Genomic DNA, 25,002 nt, shown 5'->3' with positions numbered 1-25,002 from the left:
CCGCTCAGCGGCCTGGCGCGGTATCGACGGGGCGCGATGTGCGCCGCCGCCAACCCAGCCACAGCATGACGACCGCCCCCACGATGAGGCCCCAGAAAGCGGAGCCGATTCCCGCCACCGTGATTCCGGAGGCCGTCACGAGAAACGCGACGATCGCCGCCAGCCGGCTCGCCGCATCCTCCACCGCGGCCGTCACGGCGCCCACGAGCGCACCGAGCAGGGCCAGTCCGGCCACCGCCTGGATCAGCACGGGCGGCGACGCGGCGACGAACGCGGTGGCGACACCCGCGAGCAGCCCCAGCACGATGTAGGTCGCGCCGGCCGACACCGGCGCGATCCAGCGCCTGTCCCGGTCGACGGCCGCCTCCGGCCCGGCGGTGAGGGCCTGGGTGAGGGCGGCGAGGTTGATCGGGATGCCGCCGAAGAGCGCCCCGGCACCGGAGAGCAGCCCGGAGCCGATGAGAGCGGCTCGCACCGGCGGACGGTAGCCGAAGTTGTGCAGGATGGCGGCGCCCGGGATGTTCTGGCCGGCCATGGTCACGATGAAGAGCGGAATCGCGAGGCTCAGCACCACGAGCGGGTCGAAGACGGGCGCCACGAAGTCGAGCCTCGGCAGCAGCGAGGCACCGCGCAGCCAGCCGGAGTCCACGGTGACGGCCAGCAGGATGCCGGCGAGCACGATCGCGGCCGGCACCGCCCAGCGCGGCGCGAGTCGGTACAGCAGCAGCCAGACGAGGATCACCGGTATCGCCAGCAGCGGGACCTGCACGGCGGCCTTCACCGGGGCGAGGCAGAGCGGGAACAGGATGCCCGCGAGCATCGCATTCGAGATCGGGCGCGGGATGCGGCCGATGAGCCTCTCGAGCGCCGGCCACAGGCCGACGAGCACGATGAGGGCGCCCGCGACGATGAACGCGGCGACCGCCTCGGCGAAGCGCCCGGTCACCCCGGCCGTGGCCACGAGGAGGGCAGCCCCCGGTGTACTCCAGGCGAACTTGAGCGGCACCCGATAGGCCGCGCTGAGCACGACGGAGAGCACTCCCTGCGCCACGCAGATCACGAGCAGGCCGGAGGCGGACTGCGATCGGGTGGCGCCCACGGCGGCCAGGCCGGCGAGAACGATCGCGAACGAGCTGGAGAAACCGGTGATGGCCGCGACGATTCCCGCGGTGATCGGCTGGATGATGGCTATCGGTCTTTCTCGAGGCTGCCGGGGATTCCCTCAGCCTAGGGCCGCCCTCGCCGCTGCGACGCGGTCCAATCCGCAGGCGGTGGACCCGACGCGTGCCGGCGAAACTGCGGGAGCTACGCCGACTTCTCCTGGCGGATCGCCTTGTGCGGCACGATCGTCGGGGCGGCGTTCTCCAGCACGGCGGCGCGGGTCACGATCACCTGGGCGATGTCGTCACTCGACGGCACGTCGAACATGATCGGGCCGAGCACTTCCTCCATGATCGACCGCAGGCCTCGGGCTCCGGTCTGGCGCAGCACGGCCAGGTCGGCGATGGCCTCGAGGGCGTCCTGTTCGAAGTCGAGCACCACGCCATCCAGCTCGAACATGCGCTGGTACTGGCGCACGAGGGCGTTCTTCGGTTTGGTGAGAATCTCCATGAGTGCGACCTGGTCGAGCGGCGTCACCGTGGTGACGACGGGCAGGCGGCCGATGAACTCGGGGATGAGTCCGAACTTGTGCAGGTCCTCCGGAAGCACCTCGCCGAAGAGGTTCACGTCGTCGCCCTTGCTATGCAGCGGGGCGCCGAAGCCGATGCCCTTCTTGCCCGCGCGCTGGGAGATGATCTCCTCGAGACCGGCGAAGGCGCCGGCCACGATGAAGAGCACGTTGGTCGTGTCGACCTGGATGAACTCCTGGTGCGGATGCTTGCGGCCGCCCTGCGGGGGAACGGAGGCGATCGTGCCCTCGAGAATCTTGAGCAGCGCCTGCTGCACGCCCTCGCCAGACACGTCGCGGGTGATCGACGGGTTCTCGGCTTTGCGGGCGATCTTGTCGATCTCATCGATGTAGATGATGCCGGTCTCGGCGCGCTTCACGTCGTAGTCGGCGGCCTGGATGAGCTTGAGCAGGATGTTCTCCACATCCTCCCCCACGTATCCGGCCTCGGTGAGGGCCGTGGCATCCGCGACAGCGAACGGCACGTTGAGGCGTTTGGCGAGGGTCTGCGCGAGGTAGGTCTTGCCGCACCCGGTGGGGCCGATGAGCAGGATGTTGGACTTGGCGATCTCGACGTCGTCGATGAGAGCGTCGGCCGAGGTGAGGGTGCTGCGCGAACGGATGCGCTTGTAGTGGTTGTAGACGGCGACGGAGAGGGCCTTCTTGGCGGCCTCCTGGCCGATCACGTACTCCTCGAGGAAGCTGTAGATCTCGCGCGGCTTGGGAAGTTCGAACTCGCTCGCGGTCTCCTCGCCGGCCTCGGCCAGGCGTTCCTCGATGATCTCGTTGCACAGCTCGACGCACTCGTCGCAGATGTACACGCCGGGGCCGGCAATGAGCTGCTGCACTTGCTTCTGGCTCTTGCCACAGAAGGAACACTTGAGCAGATCGGCGCTCTCGCCTATTCGTGCCATGCTCGGCCTCCTCCAGATTCTCGGCCCCAGTGCCGCTGCTCTTGCGGAAGCGGCGGCCGTCTTCTTCTACGGATCGTTCGTATGGTGCTACCGGGGTCCTGACACCGAGCCTAACCCGACTCAGCGACACTCACCGCATCATGTGCGAATACGACACGGCAAACCTGCCCCCCGTTCGCCCGCGGCGGAAACCGGGAGGCATCCGCCCTAGACTTTTCCCGCGGCGCACAGACCAGAACGGGAGAGACGATGACCACCAGATGGGCACGGTTCGCCCGAGGCTGGCTGGCCGCGCTCGTGGCCACCTTCACCGCCCTCTGCTCCCACGCGATCGCGGGAGGCGGCATGCCGAGCGCCGTGGCGATCGCCCTCTCCCTCGCCTTCTCGGGTCTCGTCTGCGTCGCGCTCGCCGGCAAGACACTCTCCCGCGTGAGGCTCACGGCCGCCGTCGCGGTGAGCCAGTTCGCCTTCCACGGCGCCTTCAGCCTGCTGGGTGAGGCGACCCTCCCGCCCGGCGTCGGATCGGCCGGAATGCAGCACTCGGCCGCACAGATGGCCGCCCAAATCGCCGACCTGCCCGCCGGCCAGGCGGTCGTCGGCCCGGATGCCACGATGTGGCTCGGACACGCCATCGCCGCCGTGCTGACGATCGTGGCCATCCGCCGGGGCGAGCGCGCCTTCTGGGGACTCTTCGACCTCGCGCGGCTGTGCGTGAGCGCCGTCTGGAGCCTCGTCGCCCGCCCCGTCGCCGTGCGTTCGCCGGATCCCCTCGCCAGCACGGTCGCCACCGAGCGAGCCATCGTTCCGAGACCGGTCGACCTCGTCTTCTCCTCACTCTCGCATCGGGGACCGCCCGCGCTCGCGGCGATCTGAACATCCCCGTAACAATCATTCTCGAGATCGGCTCCGAACATCCGATGACGACGCCGCTGGGCGACCATCGTTCCGCCGATCTCATTCATTGCTGAGGAAGAAAATGAAGAAGCGCACCATCCTGTCTAGATCCGTTCTCACCAGCGCCGTCGCCGTCGGCGCCGGCGCCATTTTCGCCATCGCCGCCCCCCTCGCGGCGAACGCCCACGTGAGCGTCACTCCGTACACCGCCGAGCCCGGCAGCTACGCCCTCATCACCTTCAAGATCCCCAACGAGTCCGCCACGGCCAGCACCGACACGGTGGAGGTCGACCTCCCCACGGCGACGCCGTTCGCGAGCGTGAGCTACGTGCCGGTGGCCGGCTGGGATGTCGAGCTCGTCACCGAGACGCTGCCGAAGCCCGTGAAGGTGGACGGCGGCGAGGTGACCAAGGCGGTGACGAAGGTGGTCTGGACCGCGCAGGCCGGGAACGCCATCGAGGACGGCCAGCTGCAGTTGCTCTCGCTCTCCGTGGGCCCGGTGCCCGACACCGGCCGGATCCTGCTGCCCGCGACCCAGACCTACAGCGACGGCACGGTCGTGAAATGGAGCGAGAAGGGCGCGGATGCGGAGAAGCCGGCCCCGGTGCTCTATGTGACGGACACACCGGTCGCGAGCCACGACGCGGACGCCGAGGTGACGGCGGCCACCACGGCGGAGCACGGCGGCGCCGGAACCACGGCGGCCGCGAGTGACCCGATCGCGCGCGGTCTGGGCGTCTCCGGCCTGGTCGTCGGGGCGGTCGGCATCGTGCTCGCCGTGGTGTTCTCTCGACGCAGGGCGGCGAACTGAGCGTGCGCGCCCCGATCTTGCGGATTGCGATGGCCGGGTTCGGAACGCTCGTCGCCGTTGGCGCGGTTCTCGGCATCGCCGCTCCCGCTCAGGCGCACAACTACCCGATCGCGACGACGCCCACGGCGAATGAGACGCTCACCGAACTGCCGCCGAAGTTCTCGGTGACGACGAACGGCACGCTGCTCGACATCGAGGGCAACGATGCCGGGTTCGCGCTGCAGGTTCGGGATTCCGCCGGCCGCTACTACGGCGACGGTTGCGTCTCGGTGGACGGGCCAACGCTCGCCACCGATGCCGCGCTCGGGGCGGCCGGCAGGTACACGATCACCTGGCAGGCCATCTCCACCGACGCGCACACGGTGTCCGACTCGTTCGAGTTCACCTGGCAGCCGCCGGCCGGATTCACCCCGAGCCCGGGCAGCGCGAAGGTGCCGGACTGCCACGGAAAGCTCAAGCCCAATGGCACGGGTGCTCCGATCGGCGCCAGCCGGGCGGCCTCGGTCGACGAGGGCACCCTCCAGGCGGTGCTCTGGATCGGTGGGGCCGTGCTCGCGGTGGGCGCGGCGGTGATCGTGACCGTGCTGGCCACGAGTCGCCGGAAGCCGGGGCCCAAGGCCTGAGCGTCCAACGGCGGGCGGCTCGAGCTGCGCGGCTCGGCGTGGCGGGTCGGGCGCGCGGCCGGGCGACTCTGCGTCGCGGCTCTGCGTCGCGGCGGGAGTTGCGCCGCCTCGCGACTCTGCGTCGCGGCTCTGCGTCGCGGCGGGAGTTGCGCCGCCTCGCGGCTCTGCGTCGCGGCTCTGCGTCGCGGCGGGAGTTGCGCCGCCTCGCGGCGGGGAAACGACCTCGCGGAGGGAGGCGCAACCCCCGCCACGAGGACTTTTCCCCGCCGCGGCAGAATCCGCCCGCCCGTTTCCCCTGCCGCCACGCTGTTTCCCCCGCCGCGAGATCCAGGGCGCACCGTCTCCGCGCCGGCGAACGCTGAAAGGACCGAATTTCCCCCGCCGCGAAAAGCTCGGCGCAGGAAGGGACCTTGCGCGGGCTCGCCACCCTCGGCGCGCACACAAAAAGGGCCCCCGGCGCGAACCGGGGGCCCTTCGTGAAGCGAACTACTTGGTGATCGCCGGGATGTTCTTGCGCGAGGTGAGCACCTGGTCGACGAGACCGTAGGCGAGGGCCTCCTCGCCGCTCAGGATGTTGTCGCGGTCGATGTCCTTGTTCACCTGCTCCATCGTGCGGTTGGAGTGGCGCGAGAGCGTCTCCTCGAGCCATTCGCGCATGCGCTGGATCTCGCGGGCCTGGATCTCGATGTCCGACGCCTGTCCGCGGCCCGAGTCGCCCGTGGACGGCTGGTGGATCAGGATGCGGGCGTTCGGCAGGGCGAGCCGCTTGCCGGGCGTGCCGGCCGCGAGGATCACCGCGGCGGCGGAGGCCGCCTGGCCGAGCACCACGGTCTGGATCTGCGGGCGCACGTACTGCATCGTGTCGTAGATCGCCGTCATCGCGGTGAACGAGCCACCGGGCGAGTTGATGTACATCACGATGTCGCGGTCCGGGTCCTGGCTCTCGAGCACGAGCAGCTGGGCCATCACGTCATCCGCCGAGGCGTCGTCGATCTGCACGCCGAGGAAGATGATGCGGTCCTCGAACAGCTTCGCGTACGGGTCCTGGCGCTTGTAGCCGTAGGCCGTGCGCTCCTCGAAGGTCGGGAGGATGTAGCGAGCCTCCGCCGTCGGCGCGATGCCGCCGGCCTGTTGACCAAAGTTGGTGAATTCCATGTCTGTTCTGTCCATCCCTACTTCGTTGTCACGGAGTCGTCGGTGCCGCCGCCGCCGATGACCTCGGAAGCGAACTCCCGGAGGTGATCCACGAACCCGTACTCGAGTGCCTGCTTCGCCGTGAACCAGTTGTCACGGTCGCCGTCGATGATTACCTGCTCGACCGTCTTGCCGGTCTGCTCCGCCGTGAGCTCCGCCATCCGCTTCTTCATGTCGAGGATGAGGTTGGCCTGCGTCTGGATGTCGGCCGCCGTTCCACCGAATCCGCCGGACGGCTGGTGGAGAAGGACGCGGGCGTTCGGGGTGATGTAGCGCTTGCCCTTCGTGCCGGACGAGAGCAGGAACTGCCCCATCGATGCCGCCATGCCGATGCCGACGGTGACGATGTCGTTCGGCACGAACTTCATCGTGTCGTAGATGGCCATTCCCGCGGTGATCGAGCCACCCGGGGAGTTGATGTACAGGAAGATGTCACGCTTCGGGTCCTCTGCGGCGAGCAGGAGGATCTTCGCGCAGATCTCGTTGGCGTTGTCGTCACGCACCTCTGAGCCAAGCCAGATGATGCGGTCCTTGAGGAGTTGGTCGAAAATGCTCGAGACCAATGCCGGTTGGGCCATTGTTGCGCTCCGTTTCAGTTATCGCTTGTTGACGAATCTATCGGAGCCAACGCGCCAGAATCGCTCTGTTCGCCGTGGGCAGAGCGCGGAGTGGGACCGCGCGTCCGTTGGGCCGCGCACGGGGGGCGGCTCGTCCCTACGATGGACGGATGCCGCAGCGGACGATGGACCAGCAGGTGAGGACGGATGCCGCGGCCGGGGCCTTCGACGACTGGGGCCTGTCGACGGTGATCGACGAGAATCTCGACGCCCCGGTGATCCCCCGGGACCAGTTCGAGCGCCTGCACGACCTGGCCGGCTTGGACGCCGCCTGGCCGATCGGCAACGCGGGCCTGCTGCACGTCTACGGCTACCTGCTGTCGACAGTGGACACGCCGTACGGTTCCAAGGGCGCGCGCTGGCTCGACGGAACTCTCGCCCGCACGCTCGGGCTCCCGGCCGACGCGTTCCTGCCGGACGGTCCAGGCATCGGCACCCTGCTCTCCCGGGTGACCGCCGCGGTGCTCCCCCGCCTCGCCGAGCCGCCGGTCGACGCCCTGGCCGTGCTCGACCAGCAGAGCATGGACGGGCGGGCCACGGTGCGTACCGTCGTCGTGGGCGGCGCTCACGCCGCCGCGCTGCTCTACGGAATCGCGGAGGGCGGACGGATGCGCGCGGTCACGGCCTTCCCGCTGTCCGCGGCGCCCGACTCGTTCCTGCGTGCCCTCGCCGAGCAGCAACCGCGACTGCGCTACAACGCCGCGACGTCGACCCTGGCGCCGCGGTCGCCGCTCGCGTCGAGCCTGCGCACCCAATAGCCGAGGAATGCCGCGCCCGCCTCGTCGTGGATTAAGTCACCCTCCACGATCACGCGGTACGGACGCTCGAGGATTCCGTCGGCCGGGCGCACGTCCACGTGCGCCACGTCGAAGCCCGCCCCGTGCAGATGGTCGGCCATGAGGTAGTCGCTGCGGGAGTCCCCGATCGACCGCCAGACGGTGGGCAGGGCGCCGAGCCCCGCGAAGTAGTCGAGGGCCCGGGAGGCGCCGCGATCCTTGTCGAGCAGCACCGACTCGATGTCGGTGGAGATGATCGTGGAGTCGAGGCGGAAGGGGACATTGCCCGCGGCATCCGGAGCGGACCGCTCACCGAGCCTCACCCCGAGTCCCGCCGCAGCCACGAGGTCGAAGGCGGAGTCGTTGAACGCCGACTGGGCGCGCAGGTAGGCCTCGGTCGACACGTCGGTTCGCTGCTCAACCGAGATCATCGCGAGCTTCGACTCGTCGAAGAACATCGTGTCGGCGAAACCGTCGGCCACCAGGGCGCGCACGCCGTCGACGATGGATGCCGGCAGCGCGACGCTCTCGTCCACTGTGACCTCGCCCAGGCCCGCGGTCGTGATGGGCGCCCAGGAGCCGCCCTTCTCGAACACTCCGAACATCCGCGCGCCCGGGGTGTCCAGCGCGGCGGCGAGGCCGACATCCATCAGGGGCGCGATCACGCTGTCCCGGATGAAGCTGTCCGACCTGCCGGTGATGAAGGCGATCGGCACGCCGGCCGCAGTGAGCGCGACGAGGTCGTCGAGGATGCTCGGGATGCGGATGCTGCGGCTCACCGGGCTCGCGAGCGGGCCGTCCACGTCGAAGAGCAGACCGAGATCGAGCATGGATAACCTCCGGGAGTTCGACGGCGATAGATGCGATCGCCGTCGAACGCCTGGATGGTGCGTGCGTGCTGCCAGCTACTTGTGGTCGTGCCCGTAGTGCTCGTTGTTGGCGGAACGGCCGTGGCTGTCCTTGGCGCCGCCGTGGTCGTGACCCTCGTGGCCGGCGTCCGTGCCGGCGCTCGCCTCGACGAAGTCCTCATCATCCGAGTCGTCGAGAACCGCGGCGGTGAAGCCGGACATGTCGACCTCGGCGCCGTTCGAGTCGACGACCTTCGCCTTGGAGAGCACGATGGCGAGCGCCTTGCCCCGGGCGACCTCGCCGATCATGCCGGGGATCTGGCCGTTCGAGTCGAGCACCTTGATGAACTCGCCGGGCTCCATGTTGTACTGGGCTGCGCCCTGCACGAGGTACTGGGTGAGCTCGTCCTGGCTCACCTTCACCCCTTCGGCCTCGGCGATGGAGTCGAGCAGAATCTGGGTGCGGAACGTCTTCTCGCTCGACTCGGTGACCTCGGCGCGGTGCACGTCGTCTTCGAGGCGGCTCTCGTTCTCGAGGTGGCGGTGCACCTCGTCGAGCACGAGCTGCGGCGGAACCGGGATCTCGAGGGACTCGAGCAGCGTGTCCACGACCTGATCGCGGGCCTGCGTGCCCTGCCCGAACACCTTCGACTTCTTGACCTGCTCGCGGATGTCCGCCTTGAGCTCGTCGATGGTGTCGAACTGGCTGGCGATCTGGGCGAAGTCATCGTCGGCGGTGGGAAGCTCGCGCTCCTTCACGGCGAGGAGCTTGACCGTGATCTCGGCCGACTCCCCCTCGTTGTCGCCGCCGAGAAGCTTGGACTCGAAGACCGTGGTCTCGCCGGCGCTCAGGCCGTCGAGAGCCTCGTCGATGCCGTCGATGAGGTCGCCGGAGCCGACCTCGTAGGAGATCGCGTTGGCCGTGTCCACCTCGTTGCCGCCGATGGTGGCGACGAGGTCGATCTGGGCGAAGTCCCCGGTGGCCGCCGGGCGGTCCACGGTGATGAGCGTGCCGAAGCGGGCGAGAAGGCTCTGCAGTTCGGTCTCGACCTCCTCATCCGTCACCTCGATCGGGTCGACGGTGAGCACGAGGCCCTCGAGGTTCGGCAGGTCGAAGTCCGGACGCACGTCAACCTCGACGACGACCTTGAGCTCTCCGCTGAAGTCCTTCACGTCGGGGAGCTCGGTGATGTCGGCCTCCGGACGGCCGAGCGGGCGGATCTTCTGCTCTTCGATCGCCTGGCGGTAGAACTTGTCGAGCCCGTCGCTCACGGCGTGGTTGAGCACCTCGTCGCGGCCGACGCGCTGGTCGATGATGGGCGGCGGAACCTTGCCCTTGCGGAAGCCCGGGATGTTGACGGACTCCGCGATGTGGCTGTACGCGTGATCGATGCTGGGCTTCAGCTCGTCGGGGGTAACCGAAATGCTCAGCTTCACGCGCGTGGGGCTCAGCTTGTCAACCGTGGTCTTCACGATGGGATCTCCTGAATTTCTGTGCTTCGTGGTGTACGTGGGTGTTGTCGGGGCGACAGGATTCGAACCTGCGGCCTCTCGGTCCCAAACCGAGCGCTCTACCAAGCTGAGCTACGCCCCGGACTTCAGTGTTGTGAGGTACGTTCACCCCGAGGACAGATCGGCGGATGTCGCGAGACGTTTTCCGAAAATAAGCCTCGGCAAGCCTAGCGCACTGTCTGCCGCGTGCGCCGTGCGCTCGATTGCGCGAGGCGCCCGCGCCATGTATTAGGCTGGCTACCGCGCGATCGGCCCACGGCCGGCTGCCACGGGGATGTAGCTCAATGGTAGAGCCTCAGTTTTCCAAACTGATGGCGCGGGTTCGATTCCCGTCATCCCCTCCACGTAACAGGCTCTCGACCAGCACCGCCTCAGGGCGGATGCCGACGATAAATCATGTAACCCCAACGCGGGGTTGTGGACCCTGCTCGCGCCCGGCAGGCTTCGAATCGCCGGTGAATGCATCCCGGCAACCGGACAACCCGAGGAACCGCAATGAAGCGCGCCGTTGCCATTATCTTCGCCGCCGTCCTGTTCACCGGGCTCAGCGGATGCTCGGCCCAACCGACGCACCACACAGGGTCGGATTCGTCGTCCAGCCGCTCAGATTCGGTGGCTTCAGCGCCAACGTCGCCAGTCCCAGCTGTGCCAACTGCCACCGTCCCGAGTGTCTTGAACCAGGCGGGCGAGGTCGCTGCCTCCACGCTCGCCGCGGCCGGATTCGTAGTCGTCACACAGGACGCAGCAGGCACGGCCGTTTCGGACTCCACCGGCTGGACAGTGACGAGCCAGTCGGTGGCCGCAGGTGCAACTACCGATGTCGGATCCACCGTGACTCTGACTGTCGCCCAGCCCGCGCCGCCGCCGGCACCAGTAGCGGCGGCCCCCGCTCCAGCACCTGCTGCACCGGCCCCAGCTCCTGCACCTGCCGTGCCGGCCCCAGCACCCGTTGTGCCGGGAGGTGGCGCGACCGCCCTCTGCAATGACGGAAGCCTCTCCTTCGCCGCACACCATCAGGGCGCCTGTTCGCATCACGGCGGCGTAGCGGTCTGGTACAAGTAGCCCGCCGCCCCTAAACCAGTTGGAGAGTTGGCAGTTGGAGAGTTGGCAGTTGGAGACTTGGCAGTTGGAGACTTGGCTTCGTCCACTAGTCGGAGACCACTAGTCGGAGTCCACCCGGCGACGCCGTTCGGTCAGCGCGCCGCCACGCGGGTTGCCGGCTCCGTCACGTAGTGGTGCCCGGTGGGCGAGGTCCACTCGAGGTCGCCATCGCCGATGTGCTCGACAGTCCACGCGGTGTGATGCTTCTGGTCGTGATGCTTCGGGCAGAGGTGCGCGAGATTGTCGTGGTTCGTCGGACCGGCGAATTGCCGGTCCTTCGTATGGTCGAGATCGCAACGTCGGGCGGCGGCGCCGCATCCTGGAGCACGGCAGGTTTCATCCCGCATGCGAAGCCAGGCGCGAAGGTCCGGGGGAATCGCGTAGCGATCGCGACCGAGCGAGAGCACCGCGCCGGTCTCGGGGTGGGTGAGGATTCGGACGAAACCGGGGGCGCCTGCGGCGAGCTCGCGGGCGGCGTCGATGTCGATCGGACCGTAGCCCTCGAGCACGGCCGGCTCGGTGCCGCGGCCGAGGAGGGTGAGCACCGGCACCGTGACGAGCACTCGAGCGCGGATGCCGGAGCCGAGGTTCGGCTGGGTCGGGTGCCCGGCGTCGGTCTGGCCGTCGATGAGCAGGTCGCAGAAGACATCCGCCCTCAACTGGGTGAGGGTTCGCGGCTCGTCGGGAGACTGAAGGGCGGCCGCGACATCCGTCACCCGGTGGTAGATGGCCTCAGCGCTTGCCGCCGGGAGGTACGCGGTGAGCCAGGCCATGCCATCCCGGGCCGGATCGAGCGAGATCTCGCGCTTGTCGCGGCAGCTGTCGTGGCGCACCTCGACGGATTCCGGATGTTCCCGCTCGCGCAACACCCGGGCCCGGTGGTCGAAGCGGCTCGCGGTGAGGGTGAGGGCGAACGGCAGCGCGGCCTTCTCGAATGCGCGGCGCGCGTCCGCCGGCAGGGAGGTCGCGTGCTCGATCATCACCTGGGCGTGGCGGTAGCTGATGTCACCGTCCGAGAGAGCGGCCATCGTGGCAGGCAGCTCACGGAGAAGGGAGCGGCTCTCTTCGATGAGAGTCTCGATAGTGCGCTCCGGCAGGCGCAGGGCGGCCGCCAGCTCGCTCACGAGGGAGCGCCGGGCGACGTGGGCGTCGCTCCAGGGGCGCACCTGGGACGTGTCGGACGGCATCAGGGAGGCAGTGGCCTCGCTCCAGCTTCGTGCCTGGTCGATGAGGGCGGCCCGGTTGGCGGCGGCCCGCGCGGCTGCGCGATCGGCCTCGACGACGTCGTCGATAAGCTCGCCCATGGTGTCGAGAAAACTCGCGGCGAGCGACGGAGTGAGAACGCTGGCCCGTGGCCCGTGATCGAGCCCGGAGGCTGCCGTCGCGGTGGTTTCCATGACCCCACTCAACACCATGCCACCGACATTCCGAGCCCGCTTCGACGGGTGAAAGCCGGGTGCAAAGACGGGTGCAAAGCGGGGTGCAAACCGGGGTGCAAACCGGGGTGAAAGCCGGGGTGAAAGCAGCGCCGAAAACTGGGTCGAAAGCTGGTGTAGCACCGACCGCGCCCCGACTCAGAGTCCGACGCACAGTGGGCCGCACATCCAGCAAAGCCGAGAACTGAGTCGAGACCCCCATAGCCGTAGCCCTCCGCGGCGACCAGACTGGGCACCACGCACGAATGAGGAGATTCCGGTATGAAGTTCCTGTTGCTCATCGGTGGTAACCGCGACGCGTGGGCCGCACTCACGCCGGAGGACTGGTCCGACAACGAGAGGACCCATGGAGAGCTCATCGCCGAGCTGAGGAAGACCGGCGAATTCCTCGAGTGCGACGAGCTCAACGTGACCCCGCAGGGCGCCCGCATCGTCCGCACCGACCGCGGCATCCCCTCGGCCGTGGACGGGCCGCTCCACGACGGTGACGACTTCGCCTCCGGGTATTACCTCCTCGACTGTGCAGACATCGATCGGGCCTGCGCGATCGCAGCACGGCTCTACGAGAGCCGATTCGCGCCGATCGAGGTGCGCCAGGTCGGCGGATGACGGCCGACGGCGCCCCACTATCCTGAGCGCGTGGACCTGCACTTCAGCGGCGAACTCTGGTATTGGCGTGGACCCGCGCCGTTCCACTTCGTCACCGTGCCGGTCGACGCGAGCGCCGCGATCGCCGAGGTCGCGCCGCTCGTGACCTACGGCTGGGGCATGATTCCCGTCACCGTGCGCATCGGCAGCACCGAGACGACCACGTGTGGCCGAAGGACGGCGGATACATCGTGCCGGTGAAGAAGGTCGTGCAGGAGGCGGAGGGTCTCGACGTGGGCGATCGGGTCGAGGTGACGCTCACTCTGGATGTCATATCCCCGTAGGTCCCTCGTGCGGCTGCCCCGGGTGTTCCCCGACTGCGCGGAGGCGCCCGCGAACCGCGGCGCCGGGTCGGTGCGTGAAACACCCGGGCCACGGGACTCTGGGGTGCCGCCTACGGCGCCTGGATGAGCCAGGCGTCGGCGATGGATGGGTCATAGTGTCCCGCGACACCCGTGTACGTCAGCCGGATCGTGACCGCGCCGGTGCTCGTGAGAGTACCGTCGTCGGGGATCAGGATCTGGTACGTCTCCGTGCCCGGTCCCCCCGCCGTGCGTTCGTAGACCCGGGTCGCCACTCTCGTGCCATTGACGCTGATCTCGTAGTCCTTGGTCTGCGCTCGGTCGTAGGTCTCGATCGCACGGAGGATGAAGGGCTTACCGGGAATGACGGCGCCGGTGAACTCGAAGTAGGAACCGGGACTGGTCACCCCCGAGTACCGGCGAGTGAGCCCCGCCTCGACCGACGTGCCGCTGGAGGGCGAGCCCGTGACCGCGTGAACAGCCTCCGAAGACGCCTCACCGAAGTCGACGTGATCGGTGAACGTCGCAGGCGGAGTCGCGAGCGAGACCGTCAGTGGCGCCGATGTGGTGGCCAGCACAGAACCCTCCGACACGAACCGCACCGCCAACGTGAAATCACCGGCCGTGATGCTGAGAGGAATCGGCACGGTCGTCAGCACCGTGGCGGTGGCCCCGGGCGCGATCGTAATATCGGGTCCGGTGGCCGGCTGTTGCCAGTCGGTCGGTGACTCCACGACGAGTCGTCCGGTAATCGGCGCCGCCGCGGTGTTGGCGATCGCGGTGGTGACGACCGCGCTCGCTGCGGGGTCCCCGGCGCCGGTGGCGCGGGTGGCAGACGTCACCGTGATCGCCGGCTCGATGGTGGCCAGGGTACTCGACACGGTGAACGAGCGCGGCTCACCCCTCGACGGCGTGAACGTCACCGTGGCGGTCGCAGTGAGGGGACCCGCCGCCACAGTGAGCGGGATCTTCACAGTGAACGGGATGCTTCGGCTCTCGCCCGGCCGCAGCGATGCGACGTCGAACACCGCCGGCGCGGCCGTCAGGCCCGCGTTCAACGCGAGGTCGACCCGTGCCGGCGCGACGATCGACCGACCCGTGTTGGTCAGCTGCACGACGCCGGCCACGGTCGATCCGGGAAGAGCCGACTTCACCCCGGTCACCTGCACGGTCAGACCGACGTTGGCCGGTGACGACGTGAAGTGATACTCCCCCGACCCCACGCTGATTTCGACGATTCCATTCGCCTCGCTGACCTTCGTCACTCCCGCGACGGAATCAAGCGGGCGACCTCCTTCGGTTACCGCCCACCGGCTGATGGCGGGGATCCGGATGGTGGAGGTGGTGTTCATCGGAACCGTCGCGTCGAGGGTCATACCCTCGGAGGTCACCGCCCAGTTCGAGGCGACTGTGCCGTAGACGGAGTCGAAGCTTCCCGCACCCGTGGTGAGCCCACCGCCGACGTTCGGAGCGATCACGCTGGTCTTGTATCCGGCGCTGGCCGACGAGATCCCGCCGATGTTCTGGTACATCCAGTTTCCGACGGCACCATAGGCGTAGTGGTTGAACGAGTTCATCCCGACGTCGCCGAATGTCCCGTCCGGTTTGAGCGAATCCCACCGCTCCCACATCGTCGTTGCGCCGGAGGCGACCTCGTAGCCCCAGGACGGGTAGTCCTTGTTGAGAAGAAGTCGGTAGGCGACGTCGCTGTGGCCCGTGGCCGTGAGTGCCGGCAGCAGCCAGGGAGTGCCGATGAAACCGGTCGACAGGTGATAGTTCTTCGCGGCCACTCTGGCCACGAACCTGTCACCGACCTGAGCGAGACGGTCGGCCGGAACGAGTCCGAGCCCGATGGAGAGCGCATAGGCGGTCTGACTGTTACCGGCCATCGTGCCGTCCGCTGAGAGGTAGTGCGAGAGGAAGGACGCGGTTACGTCCTTCTCCAGCTGCGCGTAGCGCGCGGCGTCCGCGGTCTCACCGATCGCCGATGCCATCTGGCTCATCATGCGGGCGTCGGAGGCGAAGTACGCGGTGCCGATGAGGCTCTGGTCGGTGGGATCATCGAGGTTGAGCCAGTCGCCATAGCCACCCTGGGTGCGGATCAGGCTCGCGCCCGATTGGCCCTGGACGTAGTCCATGAATTTCTTCATGGAGGCCCAGCCTTCCCGGATGACACCGGTGTCGCCGTAGGCGGTCCAGAGGGTGTTCGGAACGGTGATTCCGGCATCCGCCCAACCGCTGCCTCCTCCGATTCCGATGGGGTCGGGCGCGACCCCCGGGTAGTCCCCGTCGGCATGCTGCGAGTCACGCACGTCCTGCAGCCATTTCGACAGGAAGGACAGGGTGCCCGAGTTGTAGCTCGCGGTCGGGGCGAAGACGTTGATGTCACCCATCCATCCGAGCCGCTCATCGCGGGCGGGCGTGTCGGTGGGGATGGAGAGGAAGTTGCCTCGCTGCCCCCAGGTGATGTTGCTCTGAAGCTGGTTGAGCATCGCGTTCGAGGTGGTCAGCGTGCCCGTCTTTTGCAGGTCGGTCCCGAGCACAAGACCGGTGAGGTTCGAGGCTGCCGGTGCCGTCGCCAGCCCGGTGACCTCCACGAACCGGAAGCCGTGATAGGTGAATTTGGGCACGTAGTCCTCGGTGCCGGTGGTGGCGAACGTGTAGTAGTCCGTGGCCTTCGCGGAACGCAGGTTCGCCGTGTACAGCGTGCCGTCCGGGTTCAGCATTTCGCCGTACCGGATGCGCACCTTCTGCCCGGCGACGCCGGTGAGCTTCAGCGACATCACTCCCACCATGTTCTGCTTCATGTCGTACAACCAGGCGCCGTTCGTGGGCTGCTTCGCCAGCAGGGTCGCCGGGCGCTTCGCCGTGACGCGGACCGGCTCGTCGCTCTGCGGCTCGAGGAGCGCCGTCGCAGCGTCGCTGCCGACGTCGACGGGGGTCCAGGACGCCGTCGATCCCTTCGGCGAGCTCCAATTGACCGGCAACTGCCGGGCGTCGTAGTTCTCACCGTCGATGATGTCCGAGGAGACCAGCGGGCCCTTCGTGCTCTTCCAACTGTCGTCCGTGGCGACCCACTGGTGCGTTCCATCGGAGAAGTCGATGCGCAGCTGGGCGATCAGGGCGGGCGTCGTTCCGTAGTGGTGGGGGCCGAAGCTCGCGATGTTCCCGGAATACCAGCCATTGGCGATCATCGCCGCGATGGTGTTCGCGCCCTTCTGAACGAGCGCGGTCACGTCGTAGGTCTGGTAATCGATCCGTTTGGAGTAGTCGGTCCAGCCGGGAGCAAGGCTCTCGTCACCGACCCTGGCGCCGTTGATGCTCAGTTCGTAGACACCGAGGGCGGAGGCGTACACGCGGGCCGCGGTGACGTGCTTCGCCACGGTGAAGTCCTTACGCAGCAGAGGCTGGCTGGCCTCCACCGTGAAGATCGACTCGAGCGGCGAGAACGCCTGGTAGGCGCCGTTGACGATCTTGCCGTCGCTGAACGGATTCTTGCCGTCGGCGAAGGTGGTGTCGAGCAGGGTGCCACTGGTCGGAGAAACAACAGTGACGGCATAGATGGTGGACTGCTCCGGACCCTCCGCGGCGGCGCTCTGGCGGAATCCGACATAGCCCTCAGTGAAGGTGGTGTCGGTGCGACGGTCGATTTCGGTTCCGTCGATCGAGGAGATGATGGTGGAGCCGTCGAAGGTAATGCTGAAGGTATGCCGCCCGGTGAGGAGCGCGTCCTTGGAGATCACCGACGAGATGTCCTTGTTGTCCAACAGGGTGAAGCCGCCGTTCTGCTTCACGTGCGGACGAAACCGCGGGGTGCCGTCAGCCACGGAGAGCTGCCACAGGTAGGCGTTGTTGAGGTCCGCGGCGCGCGCATAGACACCCAGCACCAGGTTGTCCATGTGGAAGTCGACGCTGACGGTGTAGTTATGCCACTTCGCTCGGGTCGCCGCGGCGGTGTCGGTTCCGCCGATCCACTTCCCGCTCCACTCGGTGGGCGTGAGGATGCCGGTCTCGAACCACGCGGGTTTCGCCCATCCCGTGGCCTTGCCGCTGTTGTCCCAGATGCGCACCTGCCACCAGTATCGGGTTTGCGAGGCGAGGGCGGGGCCGGCGTACGCGACGTTGAGTTGCTCGCCCGAGACGACCTTTCCCGAGGACCAGACGTCCGCCTTCGCGAGGGCGGATTCGGAACCGGAGACGCGGACTTCGTACGCGATCTGGGTGACGCCGCGACCGGAGGACTCGTTCAGCCAACTCAACGTCGGGCCGGCACCGCCGATGCCGAGGGGATCCTGCAGCCCATTGGTCCGGAGCCCGTCGACCCGCGTGACGGGCACTGCCGGCCGCTCGACCGCGTGAGCGGCCGTGGTCGGCGCGCTGGACATCAGCAGGCCGAGCGTGAGGGCGATCGTCGACATCGCGGCTGTCGAGGTTTTGAAGTGGTGCCGCGCTCGAGACGTCGAGCCGAGGGAGCGAGCCATCGCTGTTCCAATCATCCTTGAATGGGTAGTAAGACGAATTGCTCGGGAGTTTTACAGATCGATTCGTTGAATCGTTTCATGTACGCAACGAGAGTAACCCTACTTTTGCCTCGACGGGCTTGTCAATAGTCGTGAAAATTTGTCACCACGCTTCGACCGGCGGGAAAGGCCGGACCGACCCGCCCGAACCGTTACCGTTGAACCATGACGCCTGCTGACACCCCAACGCCCACCGAGGCAGACACCGCCCCCGACGCGAAGACCTTCGCCGAACTGGGGCTGGGTGACGCGATGCTCAAGGCGCTCAAGGATGTGGGGTACGAGACCCCGTCCGCCATCCAGGCCGCGACGATCCCGCCGCTGCTCGCCGGACGCGACGTCGTTGGCCTCGCCCAGACCGGAACCGGTAAGACGGCCGCCTTCGCGCTGCCGATCCTCTCCCGCCTCGACCTGTCGCAGAAGAACCCGCAGGCGCTCGTGCTCGCCCCGACCCGCGAACTGGCCCTTCAGGTCTGCGAGGCGTTCGAGAAGTACGCCGCCCACCTGCACGGCGTGCACGTGCTGCCGGTGTACGGCGGCCAGGCCTACGGAGTGCAGCTCTCCGCGCTGCGACGCGGGGTGCACATCGTGGTCGGCACGCCCGGCCGCATCATGGATCACCTCGAGAAGGGCACCCTCGACCTCTCCGAGCTCAAGTACCTCGTGCTCGACGAGGCCGACGAGATGCTCAAGATGGGCTTCGCCGAGGATGTCGAGACGATTCTCGCCGACACCCCGGACGACAAGCAGGTCGCGCTCTTCTCGGCCACCATGCCGCCGCAGATCCGGCGCATCTCGAAGAAGTACCTGCACGACCCGGAAGAGATCACGGTCAAGAACAAGACCACGACATCCGCGAACACGACCCAGCGCTACCTGGTGGTCTCCTACCCGCAGAAGGTGGATGCCCTCACCCGAATCCTCGAGGTGGAGAACTTCGAGGGGATGATCGTCTTCGTCCGCACGAAGAACGAGACGGAGACCCTGGCCGAGAAGCTGCGCGCCCGGGGCTACTCGGCCGCGGCGATCAGCGGCGACGTGGCCCAGGCCCAGCGCGAGCGCACCGTCAACCAACTCAAGTCGGGCAAGCTCGACATCCTGGTGGCCACGGATGTCGCGGCCCGCGGCCTCGACGTGGAGCGCATCAGCCACGTGGTCAACTACGACATCCCGATCGACACGGAGTCGTACGTGCACCGCATCGGGCGCACCGGGCGCGCCGGGCGCAGCGGCGCCGCCATCAGCTTCGTGACGCCGCGCGAGCGACGGCTGCTCACCGCCATCGAGCGCGCCACCAGGCAGCCGCTCACCGAGATGCAGTTGCCGACCTTCGCCGACGTGAACGTGACTCGGCTGGCGCGCTTCGACGATGCGATCACCGAGGCCCTCGGCCAGGCCGACCGCATCGCGGCGTTCCGTGACATCATCGGCCACTACGTCGAGCACCACGATGTGCCGGAGTCCGACGTGGCGGCCGCCCTCGCGGTCGTCGCGCAGGGCGAGACGCCGCTGCTGCTCGCCCCGGAGAAGCCTCAGCGCCGCACCGAGCGTGCCGAGTGGGGCGACCGGCCGGAGCGCACAGACCGACCGGAGCGGGCGGACCGCACCGAGCGCCGCGCGCGCCCCAATGCGGGACCGATGTCGACCTATCGCATCGAGGTCGGCAAGCGCCACAAGGTGGAGCCGCGCCAGATCGTCGGCGCGATCGCCAACGAGGGGGGCCTGAGCCGGGAAGACTTCGGCCACATCAAGATCCTCCCCGAGTTCTCGCTCGTCGACCTTCCGGCATCCCTGCCGGACGACGTGCTCGACAGGCTGAAGGGCACGCGGATCAGCGGCAAGCTCATCGAGATCCGTCCCGACCGGGGCGGCGCACCCCGCCAGGACGACAGGGACGATCGGCCGGCTCGCAAGCCCCGTCACGACCCGGCGCGCTGAAGGCCGAATCGAACGGCTCAGTCCTTCTCGTTTCGCCGGATCGCGCCGAAGCGCCACACCGCACCCGCGAACGCGATTACCGCGATCCCGGCGAGGACGCCGAGGGCCAGCGTCCTGTCGATCTCGGTCGTGCTGCGGTAGGCGAAACCGTAGAACGCCTGCAGGGCGTGGGTGGCCGGGAAGACGCGGCCGATCCAGAGGAACACGTCGGGCAGCATGGTCGCGGGGAACATGATGCCGCTCAGCAACAGGGATGGCAGGAAGACGAACATCGACAGCATCGTCGCCCAGGACTGGCTGGGAGCGACGGCGCCGATCAGCAACCCCACGGCGATGCTCGCGACGATGAACGTGACGAGCACGAGCAGGTACGCGAGAGGCACCTGGGGCAGCCTGGCCTGGAAGACGATCGGCGCAGCGAGATAGATGATCGCCGAGACCAGCAGCAGGTGAAGGAAGGCGCTCGTCGCCTGCACGCCGATCACCGCCGAGCCCGGGATGCCGTTGGCCCGATACGCCCGCAGCGTTCCTGACTCGCGCATCTTCACGATGGGCTCCGGCACCCCCAGGAGTGCGCCCATGGTGACGGCGAAGATCGTCATCGTGGCCGCGAGGGTGTCCTTCATCAGCGGGTTCAGCGACGCGAGCACTCCCCCGAAGACGAAGAAGAACACGAGAGGCACGAGGTAGAACACGAGGAGCGTGCCCCGGTCCCGCAGGTCGACTCTCAGCTGGATAGCCAGCGAGGTCCAGAAGGCCGTCATTGCTGGGCCTCCGTGACGACCTCGAGAAAGCGCTGCTCGAGCGAGGGCCGCGCGACCCGCAGGTCGTCGACGACGTCGCCCGCCCGCTGCACCCTGGCGAGGATCTCCGTCACCGCCTCGGCGACCTCCCGGCTGGTCCACTCCAGATAGCCGTTCTCCGCACCCACGAAGTGGGCCGCGCCGACGTCCGAGCCGGGAAGAAGCGAGCCGTTCGCCGTGCGGAGCAGGATGCGCGTCTCCGAATGCCCGGCCGCCGTGACCTCCTGCGGGGTGCCGCAGACCACCACCCGTCCGCGCACGATGATGGCGATGCGGTCGCAGAGCTGCTCCGCCTCCGCCATGTCGTGGGTGGCGAGCAGCACGGTGACCCCCTGCTCGCTGATCGAGCGGATCTCGTCGTGCAGCCTGGCCCTGCCCTGAACGTCGAGCCCCGCGGTGGGCTCGTCGAGCACGAGGAGCTCCGGGTCCCCAACCAGGGCGAGCACCAGGTGCACGAGCCTCTTCTGTCCGCCGGACAACTGCCGGTATTCCCGCCGCATCAGGGCGCCGATGGTGAACCGCTCCACGAGTCCGACCTTGTAGGGAACGCGATGCCACGCCGAGACGAGCCTGATCGCCTCCCCCACCCGGATGCTGTCCGGCAGCGACGTCGACTGCAGCTGAACACCGAGGTGCCGGCGCAGCTCGCGCTCGTCCCGTCGCGGGTCGAGGCCCGCCACCAGGACCGTGCCGGAATCCGCGGTGCGCAGCCCCTCGAGACACTCGAGAGTCGTGGTCTTGCCGGCGCCGTTGGGGCCGAGCAGGCCGAACACCTCGCCCCGTCGCACCTCGAGGTCGAGCCCGTCCACCGCCGTGACCGCCCCGTAGCGCTTGGTGAGCGCACGGATCGCCACGATGGGCTCGGGCGACGCGTTCATCCGTCGAGTATGGGGGCGCGGGCCCGGTGCCGTAGTGGCTTTGGTCCCCCGCCTCGTCTCAGGAGTTGAGCAGCCGAGCCAGCACCGCGGCCTCGCTGATCTCGGGCCGCCGAGTGGCGGTGAGAAGCACCAGCTTGCCCTCGGTTGCCAGCCCCCGCAGGTGGTCGAGCGCCTCCGCGCGCTCCGGTGCGGCAAGCTCGGCCTCGTAGCGCCGGGAGAATTCGTCGAACAGCTCGGGATCGTGCGAATACCACTGCCGAAGCTCGGTCGAGGGAGCCACGGCCTTGCACCACTCGGTCAGGGCCGCCCGCTGCTTGCTCATCCCCCGGGGCCAGATCCGGTCCACGAGCACGCGAGCGGCCGCCGTCTCCGCCGGCGGATCATAGATTCGTGTGACGGTCACCTGTCGGTTCGTCATCGGGCCCTCCCGTTCCGGCGATCTGCGCGCCTACCCCTTCGAGTATGGACTCTTCGAGTGTGGACGGACAGCGCACGATCGGCCACTGATACGCACGGCAAACTCTCATACCCCCGGGGATATCATGGTCCCATGGAAATTGCACGCAGGATCGTCATTGTGGGTGGGGTCGCCGGCGGAATGTCGGCGGCGACGAGGCTGCGACGGCTGGACGAAACAGCGGACATCGTCGTCTTCGAGCGCGGCCACTACGTCTCCTTCGCCAATTGCGGGCTCCCCTACTACGTGGGCGGCGTCATCACCGACCGCGCGGCGCTGCTGCTGCAGACTCCCGAATCGCTCGCGAGCCGATTCCGACTCGACGTGCGCGTCGATCACGAGGTCGTGTCGATCGATCGGGCGGCACACACGGTGGAGGTGCGCAACGTCCGCACCGGCGCGCTCACGGTCGAACGCTACGACCGCCTCATCCTCGCGGGTGGGGCCACGACATCCCACGAGCGGGCGTCGTCCTCCATCCCAACCCACACGCTGCGCACCATCGACGACGTCGACCACATCACGGGCACGCTCGCCGCAACCGGCTCCCCCGCGTCCGCCGTCGTGATCGGTGGCGGTTTCATCGGGGTCGAGGCGGTCGAGAACCTGGTGCGGCGCGGCCTCGATGTCACCCTCGTGCAGCGGGGACCGCACGTTCTGCGCCCGCTCGACGTGGAGATGTCCTCTCTCGTCGAGCGGGAGCTGCGGGCGCACGGCGTCGACGTGCGCACGAACACGACCGTCGTCGCGGCCGAGAACGGCGTGGCCACGCTCAGTGACGGAACCGTTGTCGCCGCCTCGATCATCATCGACGCGAGCGGGGTGCATCCCGACACCACGATCGCCGCGGCCGCCGGCCTCGCCATCGGATCGAGCGGCGGAGTGTGGGTGGATGCCGAACAGCGCACGAGCGACCCGGCGATCTATGCGGTCGGCGATGGCGCCGAAAAGATGGACGCCGTGACGACCGATGCAGACTCGGGCGGGATCCTCGTGACGATGGCCGGCCTGGCGAATCGCCACGGCCGGGCGGCCGCGGACAGCATCGCCGGCGTGCCCCTGCCGGTCGAACCCGCGCTCGGCACGGCGATCGTCGGGCTGTTCGAGACGACGGTCGCCATGGTCGGCTGGAGCGAGCGTCGCCTCGCCGCCGCCGGACGCGCCCACCGAGTGATCCACACCCATCCCGACTCGCACGCCACCTACTACCCCGGCGCCGAGCAGATGCACATCAAGCTGCTCGTCGACCCGGAGAGCGACGCCATCCTCGGAGCCCAGATCGTGGGCGGGGCCGGCGTCGACAAGCGCATCGACGTGATCGCCACGGCGATGTCCGGCGGCATCACTGCCTCCGGTCTCAGCCGGCTCGAGCTCGCCTACGCGCCGCAGTTCGGTTCCGCGAAGGACCCGATCAACCAGCTCGGCTACGTCGCGGACAACCTCGCCTCCGGTGCCACCCGCAGCATCCAGTGGCACGAGCTCGACACCGAGCGCGAGGCCGGGGCCCGGCTCATCGACGTGCGCCGACCGGACGAGTTCGCGGCCGGCCACATCCCGGGCGCCGTGAACGTGCCCCTCGATGAGCTTCGCGGACGTCTCGACGAGCTGCCGGTCGGCTCGCTCATCGTGCACTGCCAGGTGGGCCAGCGCGGACACACCGCCGCTCGGCTCCTCGGCCAGCACGGCTTCGATGTGCGCAACCTCGACGGCGGCTACGCCACCTGGCTCGCCGGGGTCTCCGCCTTCGCGGCCGTGCCGGCCCTCGCCTGACTCAGCACCGCATCATCCAGACCCACCGCATCATCAAGAAAGGACCAGCAATGAGCATTCTCGGCAAGCTGTTCGGCAAACCGTACGCGACCATCGACGGCTCGGCCGCCCGTGAGATCACGGAGTCCGGCGGGATCCTGGTCGACGTGCGCAGCCAGGGCGAGTGGAATGCCGGCCATGCCCCGGCGGCGAGGCACATGCCCGTCGAGTCGATCGATCGCAAGTCGTCCGAACTGCCCGCCGGCGTTCCGATCGTGACGGTGTGCCGATCCGGCGCCCGCTCGGCGGCCGCGGCGCGCACCCTCGCCGCGAAGGGCTTCGAGGTGTCTTCGGTGCGCGGCGGCATGACGGCCTGGCAACGGGCCGGCGGCCGCGTCGTGGCCAAGAACGGACGAGAGGGAACGGTCTGATGTCCAGCACAACACTCACTCCGGCCGACGGTGCGGCCGAGCAGAAGAAGATCCTCAATCGGCTGCGGCGCGCTCAGGGCCAGCTGGCCGGAGTCATCGCCGCGGTGGAGTCCGGCGGCAGCTGCAAGGACGTGGTCACTCAGCTCGCCGCGGTCTCGAGCGCCCTCGACAAGGCGGGCTTCGCGATAGTCTCGAGCGCCATGCGCCAGTGCCTCACCGAGGACGGCGGCGAGAACTCGCTCACCGTGGACGAACTGGAGAAACTCTTCCTCACCCTGGCCTGACGGTGGCCGCGGCTAGGGTTCCGACCATGGCCAGAGTGATCTACAACACCGCGAGCACCCTCAACGGGTTCATCGCCGACGACAACAACTCTCTCGACTGGCTCTTCGAGGTGGAGAGCCCGGATGGCGGCGAGCTCGAGTCGTTCCTGCAAGGAATCGGGGTGTTCGTGGAGGGTTCGACCACCTACGAGTGGGTGCTCCGCCAGGAGCGGTTGCTCGAAGAACCGCACAGGTGGGCCGGCTTCTACGGAGACCGGCCGACCTACGTGTTCACCTCCCGCGACCTGCCGGTGCCGGAAGGCGCGGACGTGCGGTTCGTCGCCGGACCGGTCCAGGACGCCCTCCCGGCGATCATCGACGCCGCCGGCGAACGCGACGTCTGGGTCGTGGGCGGCGGGGATCTCGCTGGCCAGTTCCTCGACGCCGGTGCCCTCGACGAGATCCAGGTCTCGATCGCCCCCGCGGCCGTCACCGGGGGCGCCCCGCTGCTTCCCCGGGTGGTCGGCGCCAGAACGCTGTCGCTTCGGAGCGTCGAACAGCGAGGGCAGTTCGCTCACCTCAGCTACGACGTGCACCGAGGATAGCGCCGCGCCCGGA

General features: G+C 68.2%; 22 protein-coding genes, 2 tRNA genes and 1 pseudogene. 13 read left to right on the top strand and 12 right to left on the bottom strand.

The window, feature by feature from the left end; genetic code table 11:
* Nucleotides 1–4: 4 nt before the first annotated feature.
* Together FVP33_RS07600 and clpX are read right to left on the bottom strand one after the other, a co-directional pair.
* Nucleotides 5–1,162, bottom strand: coding sequence for a benzoate/H(+) symporter BenE family transporter (locus FVP33_RS07600; RefSeq protein WP_281289375.1), 1,158 nt, complete (start codon nucleotides 1,160–1,162; stop codon nucleotides 5–7).
* A gap of 143 nt (nucleotides 1,163–1,305) precedes the next feature.
* Nucleotides 1,306–2,583, bottom strand: a complete 1,278-nt coding sequence (gene clpX, locus FVP33_RS07595; protein ID WP_147782990.1) for an ATP-dependent Clp protease ATP-binding subunit ClpX — start codon at nucleotides 2,581–2,583, stop codon at nucleotides 1,306–1,308.
* Nucleotides 2,584–2,832: 249 nt separating this feature from the next.
* Here clpX and FVP33_RS07590 point away from each other — a divergent pair, with 249 nt between their 5' ends.
* From FVP33_RS07590 to FVP33_RS07580, 3 genes are all read left to right on the top strand, one after another.
* Entirely contained in the window at nucleotides 2,833–3,456 is a 624-nt protein-coding gene (locus tag FVP33_RS07590) for a hypothetical protein (RefSeq protein ID WP_147782989.1), read from the top strand.
* A 103-nt stretch (nucleotides 3,457–3,559) separates the two neighbouring features.
* On the top strand, nucleotides 3,560–4,288 hold the full coding sequence (locus FVP33_RS07585) for a YcnI family copper-binding membrane protein (RefSeq protein ID WP_147782988.1): 729 nt from the start codon (nucleotides 3,560–3,562) through the stop codon (nucleotides 4,286–4,288).
* A 29-nt stretch (nucleotides 4,289–4,317) separates the two neighbouring features.
* Nucleotides 4,318–4,911: a copper resistance CopC family protein gene (locus FVP33_RS07580; RefSeq protein ID WP_147782987.1), complete on the top strand. Its 594-nt coding sequence runs from the start codon at nucleotides 4,318–4,320 to the stop codon at nucleotides 4,909–4,911.
* A gap of 486 nt (nucleotides 4,912–5,397) precedes the next feature.
* On the opposite strand, the gene FVP33_RS07575 is transcribed toward FVP33_RS07580, so the two are convergent.
* Nucleotides 5,398–6,066: an ATP-dependent Clp protease proteolytic subunit gene (locus FVP33_RS07575; protein WP_147783228.1), complete on the bottom strand. Its 669-nt coding sequence runs from the start codon at nucleotides 6,064–6,066 to the stop codon at nucleotides 5,398–5,400.
* A gap of 17 nt (nucleotides 6,067–6,083) precedes the next feature.
* A complete protein-coding gene (locus FVP33_RS07570) occupies nucleotides 6,084–6,683 on the bottom strand; it encodes an ATP-dependent Clp protease proteolytic subunit (protein WP_147782986.1) in 600 nt (199 codons plus the stop codon).
* Between the two features lie 149 nt (nucleotides 6,684–6,832).
* On the opposite strand from FVP33_RS07570, the gene FVP33_RS07565 reads away from it, so the two are divergent.
* On the top strand, nucleotides 6,833–7,480 hold the full coding sequence (locus FVP33_RS07565; protein WP_147782985.1) for an amino acid deaminase: 648 nt from the start codon (nucleotides 6,833–6,835) through the stop codon (nucleotides 7,478–7,480).
* Here FVP33_RS07565 and FVP33_RS07560 read toward each other — a convergent pair.
* From FVP33_RS07560 to FVP33_RS07550, 3 genes are all read right to left on the bottom strand, one after another.
* Nucleotides 7,414–8,328 (bottom strand): hypothetical protein, encoded by a 915-nt coding sequence (locus FVP33_RS07560; RefSeq protein WP_147782984.1) that lies wholly within the window; start codon nucleotides 8,326–8,328, stop codon nucleotides 7,414–7,416. The two genes, FVP33_RS07565 and FVP33_RS07560, sit on opposite strands and share 67 nt — an antisense overlap.
* A gap of 75 nt (nucleotides 8,329–8,403) precedes the next feature.
* Nucleotides 8,404–9,819: a trigger factor gene (gene tig / locus FVP33_RS07555; protein WP_147782983.1), complete on the bottom strand. Its 1,416-nt coding sequence runs from the start codon at nucleotides 9,817–9,819 to the stop codon at nucleotides 8,404–8,406.
* Nucleotides 9,820–9,866: 47 nt separating this feature from the next.
* Nucleotides 9,867–9,940, bottom strand: a tRNA-Pro gene (locus FVP33_RS07550).
* Between the two features lie 188 nt (nucleotides 9,941–10,128).
* Between FVP33_RS07550 and FVP33_RS07545 the strand changes: the two genes are divergently transcribed.
* Together FVP33_RS07545 and FVP33_RS19965 are read left to right on the top strand one after the other, a co-directional pair.
* Nucleotides 10,129–10,202: transfer RNA gene (locus FVP33_RS07545), tRNA-Gly, on the top strand.
* A 115-nt stretch (nucleotides 10,203–10,317) separates the two neighbouring features.
* The gene (locus FVP33_RS19965) at nucleotides 10,318–10,920 is read left to right on the top strand and encodes a DUF3761 domain-containing protein (RefSeq protein ID WP_342779858.1); all 603 of its coding nucleotides are present in this window, start codon (nucleotides 10,318–10,320) and stop codon (nucleotides 10,918–10,920) included.
* A gap of 131 nt (nucleotides 10,921–11,051) precedes the next feature.
* Here the strand turns inward: FVP33_RS19965 and FVP33_RS07525 are convergent, their stop codons facing one another.
* Entirely contained in the window at nucleotides 11,052–12,356 is a 1,305-nt protein-coding gene (locus FVP33_RS07525; RefSeq protein WP_187270614.1) for an HNH endonuclease signature motif containing protein, read from the bottom strand.
* 300 nt (nucleotides 12,357–12,656) lie between these two features.
* Here FVP33_RS07525 and FVP33_RS07520 point away from each other — a divergent pair, with 300 nt between their 5' ends.
* Nucleotides 12,657–13,004 carry a YciI family protein gene (locus FVP33_RS07520; RefSeq protein ID WP_147782981.1) on the top strand — a complete coding sequence of 116 codons (348 nt, stop codon included), beginning with the start codon at nucleotides 12,657–12,659 and terminating at the stop codon, nucleotides 13,002–13,004.
* A gap of 30 nt (nucleotides 13,005–13,034) precedes the next feature.
* A pseudogene (locus tag FVP33_RS07515) lies at nucleotides 13,035–13,327 on the top strand (DUF1905 domain-containing protein).
* 110 nt (nucleotides 13,328–13,437) lie between these two features.
* On the opposite strand, the gene FVP33_RS07510 reads toward FVP33_RS07515, so the two are convergent.
* A complete protein-coding gene (locus FVP33_RS07510) occupies nucleotides 13,438–17,826 on the bottom strand; it encodes a family 78 glycoside hydrolase catalytic domain (protein WP_147782980.1) in 4,389 nt (1,462 codons plus the stop codon).
* A 204-nt stretch (nucleotides 17,827–18,030) separates the two neighbouring features.
* Between FVP33_RS07510 and FVP33_RS07505 the strand changes: the two genes are divergently transcribed.
* Complete coding sequence (locus tag FVP33_RS07505) at nucleotides 18,031–19,803, top strand: DEAD/DEAH box helicase (RefSeq protein ID WP_147782979.1); 1,773 nt, start codon at nucleotides 18,031–18,033, stop codon at nucleotides 19,801–19,803.
* Nucleotides 19,804–19,820: 17 nt separating this feature from the next.
* On the opposite strand, the gene FVP33_RS07500 is transcribed toward FVP33_RS07505, so the two are convergent.
* Genes FVP33_RS07500 through FVP33_RS07490 form a run of 3 tightly spaced genes read right to left on the bottom strand, consistent with a single transcriptional unit; the run spans nucleotide 19,821 to nucleotide 21,887 of the window.
* Nucleotides 19,821–20,567, bottom strand: a complete 747-nt coding sequence (locus FVP33_RS07500) for an ABC transporter permease (RefSeq protein ID WP_147782978.1) — start codon at nucleotides 20,565–20,567, stop codon at nucleotides 19,821–19,823.
* Nucleotides 20,564–21,484 (bottom strand): ABC transporter ATP-binding protein, encoded by a 921-nt coding sequence (locus FVP33_RS07495; RefSeq protein WP_222706647.1) that lies wholly within the window; start codon nucleotides 21,482–21,484, stop codon nucleotides 20,564–20,566. The genes FVP33_RS07500 and FVP33_RS07495 overlap by 4 nt, the downstream gene beginning before the upstream one ends.
* A gap of 58 nt (nucleotides 21,485–21,542) precedes the next feature.
* On the bottom strand, nucleotides 21,543–21,887 hold the full coding sequence (locus FVP33_RS07490; RefSeq protein WP_246142220.1) for a DUF488 domain-containing protein: 345 nt from the start codon (nucleotides 21,885–21,887) through the stop codon (nucleotides 21,543–21,545).
* A gap of 147 nt (nucleotides 21,888–22,034) precedes the next feature.
* On the opposite strand from FVP33_RS07490, the gene FVP33_RS07485 reads away from it, so the two are divergent.
* Genes FVP33_RS07485 through FVP33_RS07470 form a run of 4 tightly spaced genes read left to right on the top strand, consistent with a single transcriptional unit; the run spans nucleotide 22,035 to nucleotide 24,989 of the window.
* Nucleotides 22,035–23,711: an FAD-dependent oxidoreductase gene (locus tag FVP33_RS07485; protein WP_147782976.1), complete on the top strand. Its 1,677-nt coding sequence runs from the start codon at nucleotides 22,035–22,037 to the stop codon at nucleotides 23,709–23,711.
* 50 nt (nucleotides 23,712–23,761) lie between these two features.
* A complete protein-coding gene (locus tag FVP33_RS07480; protein WP_147782975.1) occupies nucleotides 23,762–24,121 on the top strand; it encodes a rhodanese-like domain-containing protein in 360 nt (119 codons plus the stop codon).
* Nucleotides 24,121–24,405: a metal-sensitive transcriptional regulator gene (locus FVP33_RS07475; RefSeq protein WP_147782974.1), complete on the top strand. Its 285-nt coding sequence runs from the start codon at nucleotides 24,121–24,123 to the stop codon at nucleotides 24,403–24,405. Before FVP33_RS07480 ends, FVP33_RS07475 begins: the two co-directional genes overlap by 1 nt.
* 26 nt (nucleotides 24,406–24,431) lie before the next feature.
* Nucleotides 24,432–24,989, top strand: coding sequence for a dihydrofolate reductase family protein (locus FVP33_RS07470; RefSeq protein WP_147782973.1), 558 nt, complete (start codon nucleotides 24,432–24,434; stop codon nucleotides 24,987–24,989).
* Nucleotides 24,990–25,002: the final 13 nt, after the last annotated feature.

Origin of the sequence: Lacisediminihabitans profunda, from assembly GCF_008040105.1 — a bacterium.
Taxonomy (GTDB): domain Bacteria; phylum Actinomycetota; class Actinomycetes; order Actinomycetales; family Microbacteriaceae; genus Lacisediminihabitans; species Lacisediminihabitans profunda.
The sequence above is the reverse complement of the archived record's forward strand: the minus strand, read 5'-3'. Positions and strand labels throughout refer to the sequence as shown.

Coding starts and splice junctions, on each gene's coding strand:
- clpX (WP_147782990.1), bottom strand. CDS start 2,583: ATGGCACGAATAGGCGAGAGCGCCGATCTGCTCAAGTGTTCCTTCTGT.
- FVP33_RS07590 (WP_147782989.1), top strand. CDS start 2,833: ATGACCACCAGATGGGCACGGTTCGCCCGAGGCTGGCTGGCCGCGCTC.
- FVP33_RS07585 (WP_147782988.1), top strand. CDS start 3,560: ATGAAGAAGCGCACCATCCTGTCTAGATCCGTTCTCACCAGCGCCGTC.
- FVP33_RS07580 (WP_147782987.1), top strand. CDS start 4,318: ATGGCCGGGTTCGGAACGCTCGTCGCCGTTGGCGCGGTTCTCGGCATC.
- FVP33_RS07575 (WP_147783228.1), bottom strand. CDS start 6,066: ATGGAATTCACCAACTTTGGTCAACAGGCCGGCGGCATCGCGCCGACG.
- FVP33_RS07570 (WP_147782986.1), bottom strand. CDS start 6,683: ATGGCCCAACCGGCATTGGTCTCGAGCATTTTCGACCAACTCCTCAAG.
- FVP33_RS07565 (WP_147782985.1), top strand. CDS start 6,833: ATGCCGCAGCGGACGATGGACCAGCAGGTGAGGACGGATGCCGCGGCC.
- FVP33_RS07560 (WP_147782984.1), bottom strand. CDS start 8,328: ATGCTCGATCTCGGTCTGCTCTTCGACGTGGACGGCCCGCTCGCGAGC.
- FVP33_RS19965 (WP_342779858.1), top strand. CDS start 10,318: ATGCATCCCGGCAACCGGACAACCCGAGGAACCGCAATGAAGCGCGCC.
- FVP33_RS07525 (WP_187270614.1), bottom strand. CDS start 12,356: ATGGAAACCACCGCGACGGCAGCCTCCGGGCTCGATCACGGGCCACGG.
- FVP33_RS07520 (WP_147782981.1), top strand. CDS start 12,657: ATGAAGTTCCTGTTGCTCATCGGTGGTAACCGCGACGCGTGGGCCGCA.
- FVP33_RS07510 (WP_147782980.1), bottom strand. CDS start 17,826: ATGGCTCGCTCCCTCGGCTCGACGTCTCGAGCGCGGCACCACTTCAAA.
- FVP33_RS07505 (WP_147782979.1), top strand. CDS start 18,031: ATGACGCCTGCTGACACCCCAACGCCCACCGAGGCAGACACCGCCCCC.
- FVP33_RS07500 (WP_147782978.1), bottom strand. CDS start 20,567: ATGACGGCCTTCTGGACCTCGCTGGCTATCCAGCTGAGAGTCGACCTG.
- FVP33_RS07495 (WP_222706647.1), bottom strand. CDS start 21,484: ATGAACGCGTCGCCCGAGCCCATCGTGGCGATCCGTGCGCTCACCAAG.
- FVP33_RS07485 (WP_147782976.1), top strand. CDS start 22,035: ATGGAAATTGCACGCAGGATCGTCATTGTGGGTGGGGTCGCCGGCGGA.
- FVP33_RS07480 (WP_147782975.1), top strand. CDS start 23,762: ATGAGCATTCTCGGCAAGCTGTTCGGCAAACCGTACGCGACCATCGAC.
- FVP33_RS07475 (WP_147782974.1), top strand. CDS start 24,121: ATGTCCAGCACAACACTCACTCCGGCCGACGGTGCGGCCGAGCAGAAG.
- FVP33_RS07470 (WP_147782973.1), top strand. CDS start 24,432: ATGGCCAGAGTGATCTACAACACCGCGAGCACCCTCAACGGGTTCATC.